Origin of the sequence: Polynucleobacter sp. MG-Unter2-18 (genome assembly GCF_018687675.1) — a bacterium.
In the GTDB taxonomy this organism is placed as follows: domain Bacteria; phylum Pseudomonadota; class Gammaproteobacteria; order Burkholderiales; family Burkholderiaceae; genus Polynucleobacter.
In genome coordinates, this window is sequence record NZ_CP061302.1 from 1,269,221 (window position 1) to 1,287,611 (window position 18,391).

The following is an 18,391-nucleotide window of genomic DNA, read 5'->3' on the forward strand; positions in this document are numbered from 1 at the left end:
TTAGTCAAATCCAAGTAAGTCAAATATTTCACGGTCTTTGAGTGACTCTGTCAGCAAAGGATCGTCGTCTAAAAGTAGGCTAGCAGCTAAACGCATGTATTCATCTTTGACCTTCTCAATCTCTGGGGTCGATTCCATCTCAAAAACGGTACATTTTTTGAGACGGCTTTTACGAATCGCATCGAGATCCGGGAAGTGCGCCATTGTTTTTAAACCTACCCGCGTATTGAACTTATCAATCTGGTCTGTATCCGCGCTTCGATTGGCGATCACGCCACCCAAACGCACGTTATAGTTTTTTGCTTTAGCACTAATAGCCTGAACGATGCGATTCATGGCAAAAATTGAATCAAAATCATTCGCCGCGACAATAAGGGCTCTGTCAGCATGCTGTAACGGGGCAGCAAAGCCACCACACACCACATCGCCTAAGACGTCAAAAATAACAATGTCGGTATCTTCAAGTAGGTGATGCTCTTTCAAGAGCTTTACAGTCTGACCCACAACGTAGCCACCGCAACCGGTTCCTGCAGGTGGGCCGCCAGCCTCTACGCACATCACTCCGTTAAAGCCTTCGTAGACAAAGTCTTCTACTCTGAGCTCTTCCGAATGAAAGTCCACTGACTCTAGAATATCGATCACGGTAGGAACTAGTTTTTTAGTCAGCGTAAAAGTGGAGTCATGCTTTGGATCGCAACCAATCTGGATAACCCGCTTACCCAGCAGTGAAAACGCTGCAGACAAATTAGAAGAGGTAGTACTCTTACCGATCCCCCCTTTTCCATAAATTGCGAATACTTTGGCATTCCCAATTTTTTCATTGGGGTCCAGGTGAACCTGCAGGCTCCCCTCGCCATCGGTTGGCTTACTTCGAGTGTTAATCGAAGAAACTGGCACACTAACTGTATTCATTAAATAGGTACTCCCTCATAAACGCCTTCAAGTCGATCTTCAAAGTCATTAGCAACGCGACGCAAGGTCTCTAATACTGATGGCTCTGGCTTCCAATAATTTCTTTCTGATGCTTCCAATAGTCGACTTGCAACTTTTGCTGACGAAGCTGGATTGAGTTTCATCAATCGCTCTCGCATTTCTGGATCTAATATGAATGTTTGTGTCAAATGCTGATACACCCAAGGCTCTACTTGACCAGTCGTAGCAGACCAGCCAACAGTATTGGTCAGATGACTTTCTAGTTGGCGAACACCTTCGTAACCATGCTTGAGCATTCCTTCGTACCACTTTGGATTAAGCATGCGTGAACGGGTCTCTAGTGATACCTGTTCATTGAGCGTTCTAACTACGGCAGTACCACGAGTTTGGTCGCCAATATACACGGGCGCAGCTTTTCCACCCTTCGCTCTCCTCACCGCTCTACTAACACCGCCCAAGGTATCAAAATAAGTATCGATTGTGGTGACACCAAGCTCAATGGAGTCCAGGTTTTGATAAGTGAGCTCAACATTAGCCAGAATATTGTTGAGAAGCTCGCTTTGCAGCATGGGCACACCGGTTCTTCCGTATGCAAAGCTTTTGCGACGAGTATAAGTTTCAGCTAACTCGTTTTCATCTTTCCATAAGCCGTTATCAATCATCATATTGACATTGGCACCGTAAGCACTCTCAGCATTGCCAAAGACCCGTAACGCAGCAGTCTCAAGATCACAGCCGTTCTGAGCTTGATAAGCTAAGGTATGTTTTCTAATAAAGTTTTTCTCAAGAGGCTCATCAGCACAAGCCGCTAAGTAGGCTGCCTCTGCAAGAATGCGGATTTGCAAAGGCATCAGATCTCTGAATATCCCTGAAATGGAAACCATGACGTCAATTCTGGGTCTACCCAACTCTTCCAAAGAAACTAGTTGAGCGCCAGCTAATCTGCCGAAGCTATCAAAGCGTGGTGATGCACCCATCAGCGCCAAAATCTGGGCAATCGGTCCACCTTCAGTTTTTAGGTTGTCAGTTCCCCACAAGACCATCGCAATCGACTCTGGCAATGGATTGCCATCTGCTTTATAACGATCCAAGAGCATATTCGCTTGAGCTAGACCATCCTTCATTGCAAATTTACTTGGGATACGGAAAGGATCGAAGCCATGAATATTTCGACCAGTTGGCAATACCTGTGGGTTGCGCAGGACATCGCCACCAGGTGCTGGACGAATGTAGCGCCCCTCTAGGGCCTTCATCACACCCTGCATTTCACTATCAGCTTGTAGCTCGCTATACACTGCTAGTAATTCCTCTAGCTCGGCACGTAGTGTAGGAGTCAGATTGAGTTTTTGGGCTTTTACAAACTGCTCCAAACTATCGCTATTGATCAGCTTTTCAATGCTAGCTCGATCAATATTTTTGAGCTCGCCCTCTTGAACAGATAAGAAGCTTACCAACATATCTAAGCTTTGCTCCATACTCAGTGGACTACCAAGCACATGAAGGCCATAAGGAATCAGCGTGTACTCTAGTTCCAAAATTTGCTCGTTCAGACGCATCACAATCTGGTTGACTTCACTTGAACTTAAATTCTTCCATAGAGGTTCTGGCGAAGAAAATTCAAGTTCGACTGCTTGTGCTTGCATTGAGTTAAGTAACTCTTGCTCGGTTTCGCTCCAAGATTGTGCTGCTTCATTTGGAACCAACTTACGCCAATGCTCAACTGCTTCTTTAAATTCCAGCAAGCCTTGATATAGGCCTGCTTGTGAAACCGGTGGTGTCAGATAACTAATTAAGGTTGCACCAGCACGGCGTTTAGCAATCGCACCTTCAGATGGATTGTTTGAAGCATAAATATAGAGATTTGGTAAATCATGAATCAAGCGATCAGGCCAGCAGGCACCCGACATACCCGATTGCTTACCTGGCATAAATTCCAATGCACCGTGGGTTCCAAAATGCAATACAGCGGATGCTGCAAAGTCTTCACGAATGTAACGATAAAAGGCAGAGAAAGCATGAGTTGGTGCAAAACCCTTCTCATATAACAAGCGCATCGGATCGCCTTCGTAACCAAACCCAGGCTGAAGCGCTACAAACACATTACCAAACTGTTTGCCGAGCACAAAAAGTGATGATCCATTACTCAGGAGATTTCCAGGAGCTGGGCCCCACTGCGCTTCAATCTCTTTTAACCAAGGCTCGCGACGAATATGATCTGCGGCGCTAATCATTGCATGAACATTAGCATCAGTGCCATGCTCTTTCGCATTACCAATCAAAATCATGTCACGGAATTCATCGATAGATGCGGGTACATCAACACTATAGCCCTCTGCTTTAAGGCTTTTTAAGGTATTGAATACAGATTCAAAAACACTTAAATGAGCCGCAGTACCAACCCTTCCCGCATTTGGGGGAAAGTTAAACATCACCAGCGCCACTTTACGGTCGGCACGCTCGGCTTTGCGTAAGGCAATCAGTTTTGATACGCGCGCAGCTAACATTGCTGTACGTTCTATGCAGGTATGCATGTCATGACGATTAATGCTGGCCTCAAATACGCAGCCCTTATGGCAACCCTTGCACTGAACATTCGCATCACCTGCTCTGCCACCAAACACCATTGGGACAATCGCACCATCGAGCTCTGGTATCGCGATCATCAGCGTGTTTTCTACTGGCAGGAGTCCTCGATCAGAACTGCCCCATTCATTAAGAGTCTGAAACTCTAAAGGCTGTGCTGCGAGGTAAGGCACATCTAAAGAGGCGAGTATCTCCTCAGCTGCTTTTGCATCGTTATATGCAGGACCACCAACCAAGGAGAACCCGGTAAGCGATACAACCGCATCAACTACTTTCTCGCCATTTTGATAAAAGAATTGGTCGATAGCTGGTCTTGCATCCAAACCTACTGCAAATATAGGCAGAACTTGCAGTCCTTGTGCCTCAATTGCGGCGATAACTGAGTCATAATGCAAAGTATTGCCAGCCAAAATATAGGATCTGAGCAACAGCAAACCAACACGACCCTTAGATTTCCTATCAGAAACCAATTTAGGTAAATCGTTAATAGACTCACTCATGCGGCCTTTGAGCCGTGGATGATAAATACCGTTATCAGGGTAAATAACAGGCTCAACGAGCTTTTCTTTAGTCTTTAAAACTGCTCTCTCACCAGCGGCATAGCGATTAACTAAGTTGGTCACCATATGGAAGAGGTTCTCTTCGGAACCACCTAACCAATATTGCAGTGTTAAGAAATAGGCTCTGACATCTTGCGCATTACCTGGAATAAATCGGAGAATTTTTGGCAGTCGGCGCAACATGCGCATTTGAGCTGCACCACCAGTTTGAGCTTTCTCTTTATTTCCACGCAAACGCTTTAACAAAGCCATCAAGCCAGTTGCTGGCTTACCCATATCAAACCCGCCCATACGAGTCAGGGAAACCACTTCACCTGCTGACATTGCGCAAATCATGGCATCACAGTGTTCACGACGCGCTTTTAAGGCCTCAATCACTGGTTTGTAGTGATCCTCCATAAAGAGCATGGTCACAATCAGAATGTCTGCAGACTCAATATCGGTAATGCAGTTTTCTAGAGCTTTAGCATCCACAGTCCAACTAGAAGCCGCATGAATACTTAACTCAAGACTGGGTAGCTTTTTCTTGAGGGCATAACGAGCTCTCTCTGTCGCGCTACTCAAGTGCGTATCCATCGTAATGATAGAGACTCTCATGGGGATTTTCTTATCTACCATAGTGAGCCTTTGCGTCGTAGAGCGTTTCAATCGTGATATGGCTAATGCCATGCTCAACTGCGAACTTCTCGGTATTGCGTCGTGCTTTACCTCTAACGAAGAATGGAATTTTTCCCAATTCTTTTTCCGCTTCTGCATCCCATAATTTTGCTGGCTCTGTACCACTAAATATCTCAGCGTTTACCTGAGTGTGGCTAACTACTGGAGCGACCTCATTGGATTGAGGTGCTGGTGAGTGCAAGTTTTCTTTAACAGCTGCTGAATGCCCTAGATGGGAAGGTGCAGCCTTAGCACTAAATTCAAAATCATCGCGGAACATCATAATCAGATGCTCTTCAAGACCCATCATGAGTGGATGAATCCAGGTGTCAAACAATACATTGGCACCTTCAAATCCCATCTGTGGTGAGTAGCGTGCTGGAAAGTCTTGCACATGAACTGGTGCAGAAATCACGGCGCAGGGAACACCTAATCTTTTAGCGATATGGCGCTCCATCTGCGTACCCAAGACTAAGTCTGGGGTGAGCTCAGCAACTTTTTCCTCGACCTCTAAATAGTCATCGGTAATCAAAGCCTCTACTTCATACAGCTTTGCAGCTTCACGAACTTCGCGGGCAAATTCGCGGCTGTATGTTCCTAAGCCAACTACCTTAAAGCCAATTTCTTCTGATGCCACTTTTGCAGCAGCAATGACATGGCTTGCATCGCCAAATATAAATACTCGCTTATCGGTGAGATAAGTAGAGTCAACTGATTTTGCGTACCAATGGGCCCGCTCATCTTGGGACTTTAAAAAAGCCTCTGGGTTGATATTGGCTAATGCAGCCACTTCCTGAACAAAGGCTCTAGTTGCTTTAGTGCCAATTGGAATCGTCTTTGTGAAAGGCTGACCAAATGTTTTCTGTAACCAAGTACAGGTCAGTTGAGCAACTTCTGGATACAGCATGACATTAAAGTCTGCCTGAGGTAATTGGGTGATGTCTGCAACTGAGGCATTGAGTGGTGCAACCACTTTCACCTCGATACCCATCGCCTCCAATAGAGACTTGATTTCTTGAATATCGTCGCGATTTCTAAATCCTAATGCAGTAGGTCCGAGAATGTTGCAGCTCGGCTTTTGATCCTGCTTAGCATTAGTGGCACGCATCTCTTGATACTGCTGGGCACTAATAGATTTATCGAACGCCACTAATCCACGGACAATGTGATAAAAAGTTTCTGAAGCGCCCCAGTTTTCTTTTTTCTGATACGAAGGGAGTTCAAGTGCAATCACAGGAATTGGTAAAGTGAGTGCTCTTGCCAAACCACCTGGATCGTCCTGAATTAATTCTGCAGTACATGAAGCACCTACGATCATGGCTTTAGGCTGGAAACGTTCATATGCAGAATTGACAGAATCCTGGAATAACTGCGCTGTATCACCACCCAAGTCTCTTGCCTGAAATGTCGTATAGGTAACAGGCGGACGGGTTTTAGCGCGTCCAATCATCGTAAACAATAAGTCAGCGTAGGTATCACCCTGTGGTGCATGCAAGACATAGTGCAAATCGGTCATCGAGGTAGCAATACGCATTGCACCAATGTGTGGTGGGCCTTCATATGTCCAAAGTGTCAGTTGCATGTGAACCCCTTAAGCCGCTAGTTTCAGACTGCGATTTAAAGGCCGTGCAAACAGCTCTGCTAAATCAGCAGCCTGCTCATACCCATGCACGGGGCTAAATACCAACTCAATTGACCACTTAGTCGTAATACCCTCAGACTCAAGGGGATTGGCTAAGCCAAGTCCACAAACCACGATGTCGGGCTTATCACTCCGACAGCGATCTAATTGCTTCTCGACATCCTGGCCTTCAACAATGCGAATATTTTCCGGCAATAAATCAAATTCACATTCCAAATGCTGTTTATGAATATAGGGTGTACCTATCTCCAGAACTTTCATGCCACATTCTTTGGACAAGAAGCGCGCTAAAGGAATTTCTAGTTGTGAATCTGGAAAGAAAGAAATACTTTTATTTTCCAAAGCTGGCAGGTAACGTGCGAGACTCTTTTTAGCCCGATCAATTCTGACTTGGGTTACTTGATCAAATTTGCCATCATCAATATTCCAAGCCTTGGCTGCAGCTTTAAGCCATGCGGTAGTACCTTCAACTCCAAATGGGAATGGTGCAGATAGTCTCTTTGAGCCCCGCTCCTCAATGAGTCTGGCAGTTTCAGCTAAGAAGGGCTGGGCAAGTAGGTATTGAGTATTGCTATTGATCTCAACTACTTGCTTTGAACTCTTTGGCGGGAAGAACGATACATTCGTAATTCCCAGCTCATTAAAAATGCGTTGGAATTGATCTTCAACAATATCTGGCAAGCAACCAACAATGAGTAAATTTTGCTCGGCTGCGGGAGCTTGTTTTGGTGTGTCGGTTATTAAGGATGCCAAGCATGCATCCTCGCCTTGAGTAAAGGTTGTCTCAATCCCGCTACCTGAGTAACTCAATATGCGGCATTGATTGATCATTTCTTTACTCAATCTTTGCGCGGCACGAGAGAGATCTAATTTAATCACTTCTGACGGGCAAGAGCCTACTAAAAATAGCATCTTGATGTCGGGACGTCTTGTCAGTAAGGCCTTTACAACCCGATCTAGCTCATCATGCGCATCCGCAATTCCAGCAAGATCACGATCATCAATAATCGCCGTCGCAAACCTTGGCTCTGCAAAAATCATGACCCCAGCAGCTGACTGAATTAAATGCGCACAGGTTCTAGAGCCAACTACCAAAAAGAAAGCATCCTGAATTTTTCGGTGCAGCCAAATAATCCCTGTGAGCCCGCAAAATACTTCCCTTTGACCACGTTCTTTATAGATTGGAATATTTTTCCCAACATGGGACTGAGCTTCTTTTGGCAGATCAACGATAGCGTTCATGCTGCAACCTGGTCATTAAACTGCAGGCGAGCCATCCGAAGCTTGTAAATAAACTGGCCTGCATTAATAAAGTAGGATGCATACGCTGCGAGAGCGAGATACATCAGACTACGATCGCTCATGCCGCCAGCTATGAGGAAGTAGAGATAAATCGTATGTAAGGAAATGACCAACATACTAAATACGTCTTCCCAGAAGAAACTATCGGCGAATAAATACTTTCCGAAAACAACTTTCTCCCAAATACTTCCAGTAAGCATGATCAGATACAAGAAGAAGGTTTTAACCACTACTGAAATGGTGGCTAATTCATAGTGATGGCCAGAAATGAGATATTGCACGACCAAGTACAGGCTAATGAGGCAAACTAAAAATTGAACAGGCGCCAAAATCCCCTGGACTAGGGTCCACACAGTAGCATCGCGTTTTGCGCGTTGTTCCTGACTGTATAGAGGCTTATTGATCTTCATTTTTGGGCGTGATGTATTTGGCTATGTGTAAACAAAACTTTACGCTTATTAGAACTTACTAATACTGGTACTTTCCCTAGTTTATATTAGTGTTTACCCTAGTTAATAGAAAATAATTGCTATTATTAGATCTCTAGTGTAATAATTATTTTACATATGTTTGTAAATAACACAACACTTTAGATCAAGGGCCATTGGGTGAATCCATCTTTTAAAAAAGAACTCATCATGGAAGTGTTCAGCACTCAACTGCCCCACTTAGTTGAGGAAATTGAACGCAAGGTTGAGGGAGCTAATAAGTCCAAAGCCTCCAACGAAGATGGTTGGATTGAGACCCCCATACCCACTCTGAGCAAACAAGGGGAAGTATTAGGCGATGAGGAGATTAATCGCATTACCCAATTACTACTCTCTACCGAAGATGGGGCCTTTGAGCTGGCGATTACAGTACTCAAGACTCATGGGGTATCGATCAATTACATTGTCTTAGACCTCATACCCACTATTGCTAGAAGACTAGGCAAGCAATGGGAAGATGACACACTGAGTTTTGCCGAGGTATCAATTGGGGTTAATAAGCTTGAGCGGGTTATTCATAAGCTCGACTACCTTTTTCAAGTAACTCAATTAGAAAAACGAGGTGACCGCTCGATTCTGATCTCAAATTTTCCAGAATCACAGCACTCTCTAGGCACACTTATTCTTTCTAATTATTTTATTCATTCTGGATGGCGTGTTTGTCGCCCGGAAAATAACAGTATCAAATCCATCAGCCGAGAGCTTGAGTCTAATAATCATGATGCTATTGCCATCTCAATATCTTGTGACGAGCAATTGGATCTGCTGCCAAATACTATTAGCTTTCTGAGGGGAAAATCTAAGAACCCCAAAATTAAGGTACTGATTGGGGGTCCGCTCTATAATAGAGCGCCTGCAACATTTGATTGCATTCAGGCGGATATAAAAGCATTTACCCCTGAAGAATCTGTTGAAAAATTAGAGCTTGTTCTCAGCCAAATATAAAAATAATTATTAGAAAAATCGGTAAATAAACATAGTGACCAAAATTTTCAATTTAGCTCCACAAGCAATCGATGCCTTAGATGTGCATCAAGCAGCTGCAATACTGTCGCTTTCAGTCGATCTTGTGTTTGTGATGAATAGCTCAGGCTTAATAGAGAATGTATTAAACGGCTCAAAGCCTATTGCCAGCAATACGCAGTCTTTAATTGGGAAAAATTGGCTCGATACGGTTGCTATTGATAGCCAACCTAAAGTCAATGCTCTTCTCAAAACAAGCGAGGATGAGTTAGAGCAAAAGTGGCGCCAAGTAAACCAATGGATTGAAGGATCGCCCTCTTTTCCAATTCAATTTAGTACGATTTTTTTTTCAAAAGAAAATAAGTTAGTTGCTATTGGCAAAGATCTCAGCAGCATCTCTTTGCTGCAGCAAAAACTGGTCGACTCTCAACAAGAAATTGAGCGTGACTATGCCAATCTTCTTGCAATACAAAATCGTTACGTCCAACTATTTAATAACATTGATCAAGCCTATTTAATAGTAGACAGCCAAACCCTAAAGATTCTTGAGGTGAATAAATCTGCGGGCTTTTTGGTAGGTGACCTAAAGAAAATTCAGGGAAAACTATTTACTAATTTATTTCCTGTAAAAGATTATGAGGCTATACAAACTTATTTAGCAGAATCAAAATCAGGAATTTTGCAGTCTCCTATCCAATCGACACTGGAGAATCTCAAAGAGAATGTAGAAATCTCTAGCGTCTTGTTGCGTGAGGGCAATCAAAATATTTGCCTAGTATCCATTAAGCCAAGATCGAAGAGTGTCCCGACTAACAATCTAAATGAGCAAACTACTTTGCTCACACAGGCCATTGAAGACTTTCAAGATGGTTTTATTGTGTGCAGTACTAGCGGCGTTATTTTGACCGCCAACAGTACCTTTGTTTCTATGTCTCAATCTGCCCAGAAAGAAAATATTCTCGGCAAGTCCTTGGAAATATGGCTAGGTAGAGCGGGAATTGATTTAAAAATTATCCTCGGCACCGTGCGCGAATATGGCTCGATCAAAGACTATTCAACAACAATTACCGCCGATGATGGTAGCTCACCGCGAGAAGCCCAAATTTCAGCAGTCAGCTTTATCAGTGGAAAACTTTCAGCAGTTGGTATTAGCATTCATCTGATTTCGAAATCTGTACAGCAACCTAGCGCTAAATCTGAGAACCTAGGAAAGAATGCCAAGGAACTAACCCAATTAGTTGGCAAAGTTCCTTTAAAGCAAATCGTTACTGAGACCACTGACATTATTGAAAAATTATGTATTTTGGCTGCCTTAGATCTCACGATGTCCAACAGAGCCTCAGCAGCTGAATTACTAGGCTTATCTCGACAAGGTCTTTATATCAAAATGAGGCGTTTTGGCATTGTTGATAGTAATGCTGCTGAAGATATTGATGCCTAATTTCTCATGACTAATCAGACAGCAGTATTAGCTTTAATCAATATTGCTGCTGGTTCTAGTGGATGGGGGCTATCACGCTATGTTCTGGGTAAATACCCCTTCGCTGGGTTGCAAGGCCTGCAATTTTGCAAAGTACTAGGCTCTGGATTTAACGGGGGATTTAGTACAAAACCAAGCCTCACAAAACAAGGCTTCTTTTGTGTATTTGATGAGCCTGAAAATGCAGCCGCTTTCTTAAAAAATGCTGCTATCTTGCGTGCATACCAAGATCACTCCAATGAAATGTTTACCGCCACACTTCAAGCCTACTCTAGCCGTGGTTCGTGGTCTTCATTTCCAATGCAAGACTTGGTAGCAAAACCGATAAGAGGCCCTATTGCATCTCTGACTCGAGCTTCAATCAGACCCACTAAAGCGATGCAGTTTTGGAGCAAGGCAAAGCCTGCTGAAGTTTCCATTAATCAGGCATCTGGAAAAATACTGACGGCTGGACTTGGTGAGGCACCCTACCTTCGCCAGGCAACCTTTACTATCTGGAATGATGAGCAGTCTCTAGATCGTTATGCGCAGGAAGGGGCTCATCTCGCAGCCATTAGAGCTGCATACGGTAAGGACTATTTTTCAGAGTCCATGTTCACACGCTTTGTAGTCAATTCAGCTCAAGGTGTATGGCAAGGTAAGTATGTTGAAATCGCCTAAGGTTCTTATTGTTGGAGCGGGTATTGGTGGTCTTAGCGCTGCTTTGACCTTATCCCATCAAGGTCTCGATGTCACGGTCATCGAGAAGAATGCAGGGCCAGGTGGAAAGATCCGCCAAGTGCAAGCAGGCAGTTCTTTCATTGACTCTGGGCCTACGGTCTTTACGATGAAATGGATCTTTGATGAACTCTTTGCAGATTGTGGAGAACATTTTGATTCAGAATTCGAACTTGAGTCACTAGACATTCTCGCAAGACATAGTTGGGGTGATGCTTACTTAGATCTCTACGCTGATAGCCAAAAAAGTGCTGATGCTATTGGTCAATTTAGTGGAGCACAACAAGCAAGGCAATTTTTAGAGTTTTGTAAAACAGCAAAAAAAGTTTATCAAGCACTCAAATCACCTTTCATTGAGTCCCCTCGCCCTAGTATGATGGGAATGATGTCCTCTTTAGGGCTAGCAAAAAGTAAAGTGCTATGGGACATCGGCCCTTTTAGTAGCTTATGGTCAGCATTAGACAGCTACTTTCCTGATCCTCGTCTACATCAGCTGTTTGGGCGTTATGCAACTTACTGTGGCTCATCGCCTTATTTGGCTCCGGCAACCCTGATGCTGATTGCGCAAGTAGAAATGGAAGGTGTTTGGTCTATTAAGGGCGGAATGATCAAAATCCCCGAGGTCATTGCACGCTTAGCCCAAAAGAAACAATGCAACTTTAGATACAACTCGGAAGTCCAATCGCTGGATATTGCCGGGGATAAAGTAAAAGGTGTATTGCTCTCTTCCGGCGAATATCTTGAATGTGATTACCTGATTTTCAATGGCGACATTAACGCCTTAAAGCATGGCTTACTGGGTGAACCAGCTAGTGAAGCGATTCCTAAAAATCTTCAACAGTCTGACTCTCTATCTGCAGTCACTTGGTCAATGCAAGTTAAAGCATCCGGCTTCCCCTTAGTCAGACATAACGTTTTCTTTAATCAACCTTACCGAGATGAGTTTTCGGATATTTTTTCTCAGAATAAAATTCCAGAAAATCCAACGGTGTATATATGCGCTCAAGATAGAACGGATCACGCGATCGAGAGCGACTCACATGAACGACTGCTTTGCCTGGTCAATGCGCCAGCAAATGGTGACAGTTCAACTTACGACGTAAAGGAAGTAGATCGATGCGAGCAAAAAATATTTTCACTCATGAGCCAATATGGTCTGCAACTTCAAAATCTGGAAATGACTCGAACGAGCCCTCAAGAATTCACCAAACTCTTTCCGGGTCGCGGAGGAGCTCTTTATGGTCAAGCAACTCATGGATGGATGAGCTCATTTCAGAGGCTCGGTTCTCAATCTCAAATCAGCAACCTTCTACTCACGGGGGGAAGCACGCATCCGGGTCCGGGAGTTCCCATGGCGGCTATGTCCGGTCGATTGGTGGCCGCAACCCTAATGGAACACCTCGGTTTGACCAAGCGGTAGATCCAGGAAATTATCTCTGGTGGTATGTCGATGGTCTGAGTGACGATGGTCTTTATGGCTTTAGCATCATTGCTTTTGTTGGCAGCGTGTTCTCACCCTATTACGCTTGGGCCAATAAAAAGCAGCCCGCAAATGCAAATGACTACTGCGCTATCAATGTTGCGCTTTACACGACAAGTTCAAAATACTGGACTATGACTGAGCGAGCTCAGAATGCGATCAAGAGAACAGAGCATACTTTCACGATTGGCCCTAGTCATTTGCATTGGGAGAATGATGTTTTAACTATTAAGATTAAAGAGCGCGTACCTTTACTGGGGAGCAAGGTAGAGGGCACTATTAAGGTTTATCCAGATCAACTCTTTAATCAGGTTGTTGCATTAGATGATCAAGATAAGCATCGCTGGGGGCCGATCTCTCCGTCAGCAAGGGTTGAGGTGTCCTTTACTAAACCCAATTTAGATTGGAAAGGGAGCGCCTATTTTGACTCGAATGAAGGCGATGAGGCAGTCAGCCAATCGTTTAGCGAATGGGACTGGTCTAGAGCACACCTGAAGGATGGAAGTACAGCCGTTATTTATGATGTCCGCCAAAACAATGGTGCAGAGCGCATCATCGCCTCCAAATTTAATCTCGATGGTACGGTTGAGCCCTTTGTAGCGCCAGAGAGAGTCTCCCTAAGAAAAACTGGCTGGGGCATCAAAAGAAATATGCGCTCAGAAAAACCTCAGTCGATGGAGCTCTTAAATACCTACGAAGATACCCCGTTTTATGCGCGCTCCAGAATCCAATCCCATCTGCTTGGGGAAGAGGTCATTTCTATGCATGAGACCCTCAACGTCAATCGCTTAAAGTCCAATATTGTCCAACTCATGCTACCTTGGAGAATGCCGAGAAACCCAACAATGATTTTTTAAACAGAGTTTTTAAGCTTGTTGCTGAGCGTTGGCGTGATAAGTTGCCGCTTTTCGGAGCTCGACTTTTTCAAGTAGCCCTACAACCCAAATTAATCTTTCCTCAACACTTCCAGTGTAATGAGCGTACGGCTCTTCTGGCCTAACGACATTAACCAAAAACTGTATCGAGGCGATCTGGCTGAAACTACGAGTCGGCTTAGCGGTAAAAATAGCGGTTCTAAATGCCTTAACAAGTAAGAGTAGCTTTCTCTTTTTGGAGACTACGGCACGTCGAGAGACCGAATCATAGGCTTGTCGCTCTACCTGACGACTGATTTCTGAGTAAATAAAGCTAGCAGCAGCAATTGCCGATCTACAGTTACGCGGCAAGCCAGAGAATCCAAAGGAAGAACGGCTGTAAAGGTCATCCGCGTAAGTAATCAGTCTTTTAACTACCCTGGATAATGCGGGACTAAATTGGGGATTAAGTAACCACTGATCCGGATCAATACCCTCCTCCTCAAGCCACTGCTTTGGCAAATAGAGTCGTTGATTTTTTGCATCCTCACCAACATCTCTAGCGATATTACTTAGCTGCATTGCTAGTCCGAGCTCACATGCTCTCTCTAAAACCGCACGATCTCTGACTCCCATAATTAAAGTCATCATGACACCTACGGTAGAGGCCACTCTTGCGGAATAATCACACAGCTCTTCTATTGTGTCGTATTGCCTACCACTGCGATCCCACCTGAATCCCTCAACTAGAGCCTCTAATATTTCTCTAGGAATCAAGAATCGTTCAACGACTAAAGCAAGTGCTCTGTCTGCAGGGATATCAGCAGGAGTCTGCGCATAAATACAATCGAGTCGATACTCAATTTGCTTGATGACATCATCTGGCGCATTAGGATCATCTACCATGTCATCCAATAGACGGCAGAATGCATAAAGTGCAATGGCAGAATCCCGTATTTTGCTAGGCAATATACGTGAGGCAGAAAAGAACGACTTAGAGCCCTCCTTCATCAGACTTTCGCAAGTCTGCAGATCTTGCTGAAAACCAAATTCAGCGGTAATCGCTCTATCGTGCACGGCTATCTGCAACCTTAACAGGCTCGATTAATGAATCTAGAGCTTTAGCTGACGACAGTACTCCAGGTATGCCAGCACCAGGATGGGTGCTTGCCCCAACCATATAAAGACCTTCAATATCTTCACTGCGATTGTGTGGTCTAAACCAAGCGCTTTGGGTTAGGAGAGGCTCCAATCCAAATGCTGCGCCCTTAAAAGACAAGAGTCTGTCTTTGAAATCTTCGGGAGTCATCACAAAGGATTCCACTAGATTCTCTTCTAAGCCTGGCAATACCGTCTCTTCTAACATTGTTGCAATAGCCTGCCTATAGGGCTCAGCCTCTTTTTTCCAATCCGTTCCACTATCTAAATGGGGTACAGGAGATAAAACATAAAATGTGTCACAGCCCTCTGGCGCCAATCTGGGGTCAGTAGCGGTCGGGCGATGTAAGTAAAGACTGAAATCTTTTGCCAAGTGATGACGTTTAAAAATGTCCTCTAGCAATTCTTTATAACGCTTGCCAAGCAACATCATATGATGCGGGATTTGTGGATACTGTTTCTTAGTTCCAAAATACCAAACAAATAAACTCATGGAATACTTTCCATTGTTTATTTTTCTATCTGTCCAAATTTTTCTATGCTGCGGCTCAATCAGATTTTTATAGGTCCATGCAGTATCTGCGTTTGACACCACCTTATCAGCGTAGATCACTTCCCCACTTTCTAAGGTGACCCCAGTGACCTTGCGATCAACGATATTGATTTTCTTGACCGTGCTGTTATAACGAATAGAAACCCCAAGACCTTCGAGCAAGCCTACCAATCCCTTGACAATGGCGCCAGTGCCACCCATCGCTGAATGCACACCCCACTTACTCTCTAGGGAGTTTATTAAAGCGTAGACAGCTGTTACTGAAAAAGGATTTCCACCAATCAGCAGAGGATGAAAGCTCATTACCTCTCGCAGCTGAGGATCTTTCATATGCTTGGCTACTAGACTGTAGAGGGTTTCCCAAGCGCGCATTTTGATCAGACTGGGAAATGCCTTTGCAAGATCAGCTAGGTTGTCGAAGGCGACATCGCCTAACTCTTCAAAACCTAACTTATAACGGTATTTGGCATCTTCCAGAAAGCGTAAATAACCCGGCAAATCCTTTGGATTAAATTTACTGACCTCCCGCTTCATTTGCTCTAAATCGCCGGTGTAATTAAAGATCCGTCCATCAGCAAATCGGATTTGGTAGAAGGGATCCATGGCTCTAAGATCAACATCATCAGCCATTTTTTTACCGCACATCTCCCACAACTCTTCCAATAGAAATGGTGCAGTAATAATGGTCGGGCCAGCATCAAAGGTAAAGCCATTCTTTTTATGAACGAATGCTCTACCGCCTGGACTCTCGAGTCGCTCTAATACTTGTACTTGATAGCCTTTTTTTGCCATGCGAATGGCGGAAGCTAGACCCCCGAATCCTGAGCCAATGACTAAAACACGCTCAGCATGATTGCCGTCATGAGGGTTTGTGATTTGCCCCGGAATCTTAAATAGATCGACCTTTTGGTCCATCACACTTCCTTTAGTGAAATCCCCCTCTTACTCACAATGAACAAGAGGGGGTTACTACATCAATTCTTAGAACTATGAATACTATCGGCCGGTTTAGTTTTGGCAGGAACAAGATATGGATAATCTTTGACCATGCTTTGTCCTAAGAGAGGCTTATTTACACCCTGATGGCAAGTGGCGCAATTGGCTTTGGCTACATCACCATCTGGTCCCTTACGGTTATCGGGGAAAGTAGATGCTAATGAATCTATATAGTTGGTATTTACATCTTTCAGCATCTGAATACCATGCCAAGCTTGTATACGTTGTGGCGTACTCTGCTCCCAACTACTAAAGGCGCGACTGTTATGACAGTACGTACAATTGACCCCAAGAGAGTTCGACATGTGCGACATCACGCCATACACACTCTCGGTACTTTGTAGAGTTGCTTTATGTCCATTAGGCAATGCATCACCCCCAATAACACGCGCTGCACCGGCACCGGCCACGAAGTAGCTTCCAAAGGTGTTATTAGGTAAGGAGGCATAGGCGCTACCTGCCGTTGGATCATTTTGACCATTCTTATTACCCAGCATATTACCGCCACGGTTTTCGACTGTATTGAACCAAACATTTTGCGGGATGTTATTACCACGGTGACAGGTATAGCAAGTTACACCTGTAGTTTTTACGTGATTATTCCAAGTGCCATTGATCTCTTGATTCATCAAGATCATTTTTCTAGCAACGGTCTTGGTGTACATAGAGTCATCGGCAAAGTTTTGAACGTTATGACAGTAAGCACAACCTTCTTTAGGAGCAACCCAAGCGGTCATAGACACCATAAAAGCGCTGAACTGAGCAGCACTCAAGTTATTAAGCACCTTGACGTTCTTGTATACAGCACCAGCCTTGGGTCCATCGGCCGATGCTGGAATTCCTGCCGGCATTTCATTGAGCTTGGCCAGCTGAGCATCTGTTCTTGGATTATTAATCTCAGCCATACCAGTGCCTCGGAAGCCAGTTTGCTTTGATTCTATTGGCGGCCGCTCACATGCGGTCAGCATCAAGATGCCCAGAATTCCGAATACAACTGTTAATTTATGACGTAGGTTCTTCATTTTTTCTCTCCTATAGCAATTGGAGCAGCGGGCGCTGTAAGGGCGGGATCCGTCATCGTTCCATATATTGCTGGATAAGCAGGTGCTATGTCGTGCTTCACACCCCATAAATACCAGTTATCAACTACTGTGCCAGTCAACAAGATACCAATACCACCGGTCAGCGGTGTCAATATTGCAAACCACCAAGCCCAACGGTGAATAGATTCCATAGTTGCATTGAAGCCCATGGTCCATCTCCAAAACAGTGCGGCCCGCTCTGAAGCTGTACCACGATCAACAATTTGTTCGATTTCTCGCTCTCCACCAAAACGGCTCACCGCCAGAATGGTTGCACCATGCATTGCGAAGAGCAGGACAGAGCCATATAGAAATACGATTGAGAGCATGTGGAACGGGTTATAAAACAAATTTCCGTAGCGAATCGAGAGGGCAGCCGTCCAGTCCAAGTGAGAAAAGATGCCAAATGGAACTCCTTCACTCCAGCTTCCCATCAATACAGGTCGAATCAGACCGAGCACTAAAAATAACCAGATTGCGGAAGCGAATGCCCAAGGTACATGGTTACCCATGCCAAGTGCTTGTGCGCGGCGGAAAGTTCTGAACCACCACAACATAATGGATATCGTGGAAAAGAGACCCACAATCAGCCACCAACCACCCTCATTTAGAGGGGGGAAGCTAAGGCCATACTTAGGTGAGGGGGCATCTAGAGAAAGCCAGAACAGTTTTCTGACAAACTGAAGTGGATTCCACCCTACTTGTGCCCACATATTCATACCAATGATGAAAAATGCCGTCATGCCGAACATGAGTGACGCGACACCAAGCCGTCCCAGATAAATCGGTCCAAGCTGAGCATTGCCTAGGCGACCCAGTAAATGGCTAACGCCGATTGAGCGAGTTCGCTCACGCATATCGTATGCGTTAATGGGCACGCCATGACTAGCAGGTCCAGTTACTTGAGTTTGAGTAAATAAGTTTTGATATTCCATAATGCTCT

At 44.5% G+C, this 18,391-nt stretch carries 14 protein-coding genes; 5 read left to right on the forward strand and 9 right to left on the reverse strand.

What is annotated here, in order from left to right; all coding sequences use genetic code 11:
- The 5 genes from bchL to bchF are packed head-to-tail and all read right to left on the reverse strand — an operon-like array spanning nucleotide 1 to nucleotide 8,087.
- A complete protein-coding gene (gene bchL / locus C2759_RS06705; RefSeq protein WP_215307735.1) occupies nucleotides 1-912 on the reverse strand; it encodes a ferredoxin:protochlorophyllide reductase (ATP-dependent) iron-sulfur ATP-binding protein in 912 nt (303 codons plus the stop codon).
- Nucleotides 912-4,673: a magnesium chelatase subunit H gene (locus C2759_RS06710; RefSeq protein WP_251366933.1), complete on the reverse strand. Its 3,762-nt coding sequence runs from the start codon at nucleotides 4,671-4,673 to the stop codon at nucleotides 912-914. The genes bchL and C2759_RS06710 overlap by 1 nt, the downstream gene beginning before the upstream one ends.
- Nucleotides 4,674-4,683: 10 nt before the next feature.
- Complete coding sequence (gene bchB / locus C2759_RS06715) at nucleotides 4,684-6,315, reverse strand: ferredoxin:protochlorophyllide reductase (ATP-dependent) subunit B (protein ID WP_215354068.1); 1,632 nt, start codon at nucleotides 6,313-6,315, stop codon at nucleotides 4,684-4,686.
- Nucleotides 6,316-6,324: 9 nt separating this feature from the next.
- Nucleotides 6,325-7,617: a ferredoxin:protochlorophyllide reductase (ATP-dependent) subunit N gene (locus tag C2759_RS06720; RefSeq protein ID WP_215354070.1), complete on the reverse strand. Its 1,293-nt coding sequence runs from the start codon at nucleotides 7,615-7,617 to the stop codon at nucleotides 6,325-6,327.
- Nucleotides 7,614-8,087 (reverse strand): 2-vinyl bacteriochlorophyllide hydratase, encoded by a 474-nt coding sequence (gene bchF / locus C2759_RS06725; protein ID WP_215354072.1) that lies wholly within the window; start codon nucleotides 8,085-8,087, stop codon nucleotides 7,614-7,616. Before bchF ends, C2759_RS06720 begins: the two co-directional genes overlap by 4 nt.
- 198 nt (nucleotides 8,088-8,285) lie before the next feature.
- Here bchF and C2759_RS06730 point away from each other — a divergent pair, with 198 nt between their 5' ends.
- The 5 genes from C2759_RS06730 (at nucleotide 8,286) to C2759_RS06750 (ending at nucleotide 13,662) form a co-directional block, all read left to right on the forward strand.
- Complete coding sequence (locus C2759_RS06730; RefSeq protein ID WP_215354074.1) at nucleotides 8,286-9,110, forward strand: B12-binding domain-containing protein; 825 nt, start codon at nucleotides 8,286-8,288, stop codon at nucleotides 9,108-9,110.
- A 34-nt stretch (nucleotides 9,111-9,144) separates the two neighbouring features.
- Nucleotides 9,145-10,569, forward strand: a complete 1,425-nt coding sequence (ppsR, locus tag C2759_RS06735) for a transcriptional regulator PpsR (RefSeq protein WP_215354076.1) — start codon at nucleotides 9,145-9,147, stop codon at nucleotides 10,567-10,569.
- Between the two features lie 6 nt (nucleotides 10,570-10,575).
- Nucleotides 10,576-11,268 (forward strand): spheroidene monooxygenase, encoded by a 693-nt coding sequence (locus C2759_RS06740; protein WP_215354078.1) that lies wholly within the window; start codon nucleotides 10,576-10,578, stop codon nucleotides 11,266-11,268.
- Entirely contained in the window at nucleotides 11,252-12,745 is a 1,494-nt protein-coding gene (gene crtD, locus C2759_RS06745; protein WP_215354080.1) for a 1-hydroxycarotenoid 3,4-desaturase CrtD, read from the forward strand. Before C2759_RS06740 ends, crtD begins: the two co-directional genes overlap by 17 nt.
- A gap of 86 nt (nucleotides 12,746-12,831) precedes the next feature.
- Nucleotides 12,832-13,662 (forward strand): carotenoid 1,2-hydratase, encoded by an 831-nt coding sequence (locus C2759_RS06750; RefSeq protein ID WP_251366934.1) that lies wholly within the window; start codon nucleotides 12,832-12,834, stop codon nucleotides 13,660-13,662.
- Between the two features lie 9 nt (nucleotides 13,663-13,671).
- Here C2759_RS06750 and C2759_RS06755 read toward each other — a convergent pair whose 3' ends face one another.
- The 4 genes from C2759_RS06755 to pufM are packed head-to-tail and all read right to left on the reverse strand — an operon-like array spanning nucleotide 13,672 to nucleotide 18,383.
- Nucleotides 13,672-14,736: a phytoene/squalene synthase family protein gene (locus tag C2759_RS06755; RefSeq protein WP_251366935.1), complete on the reverse strand. Its 1,065-nt coding sequence runs from the start codon at nucleotides 14,734-14,736 to the stop codon at nucleotides 13,672-13,674.
- On the reverse strand, nucleotides 14,726-16,285 hold the full coding sequence (locus C2759_RS06760; protein WP_215354082.1) for a phytoene desaturase: 1,560 nt from the start codon (nucleotides 16,283-16,285) through the stop codon (nucleotides 14,726-14,728). The genes C2759_RS06755 and C2759_RS06760 overlap by 11 nt, the downstream gene beginning before the upstream one ends.
- Before the next feature lie 59 nt (nucleotides 16,286-16,344).
- Nucleotides 16,345-17,388, reverse strand: a complete 1,044-nt coding sequence (gene pufC / locus C2759_RS06765; protein ID WP_215354084.1) for a photosynthetic reaction center cytochrome PufC — start codon at nucleotides 17,386-17,388, stop codon at nucleotides 16,345-16,347.
- Nucleotides 17,385-18,383, reverse strand: coding sequence for a photosynthetic reaction center subunit M (gene pufM, locus C2759_RS06770; protein ID WP_216860405.1), 999 nt, complete (start codon nucleotides 18,381-18,383; stop codon nucleotides 17,385-17,387). The genes pufC and pufM overlap by 4 nt, the downstream gene beginning before the upstream one ends.
- Nucleotides 18,384-18,391 lie beyond the last annotated feature (8 nt).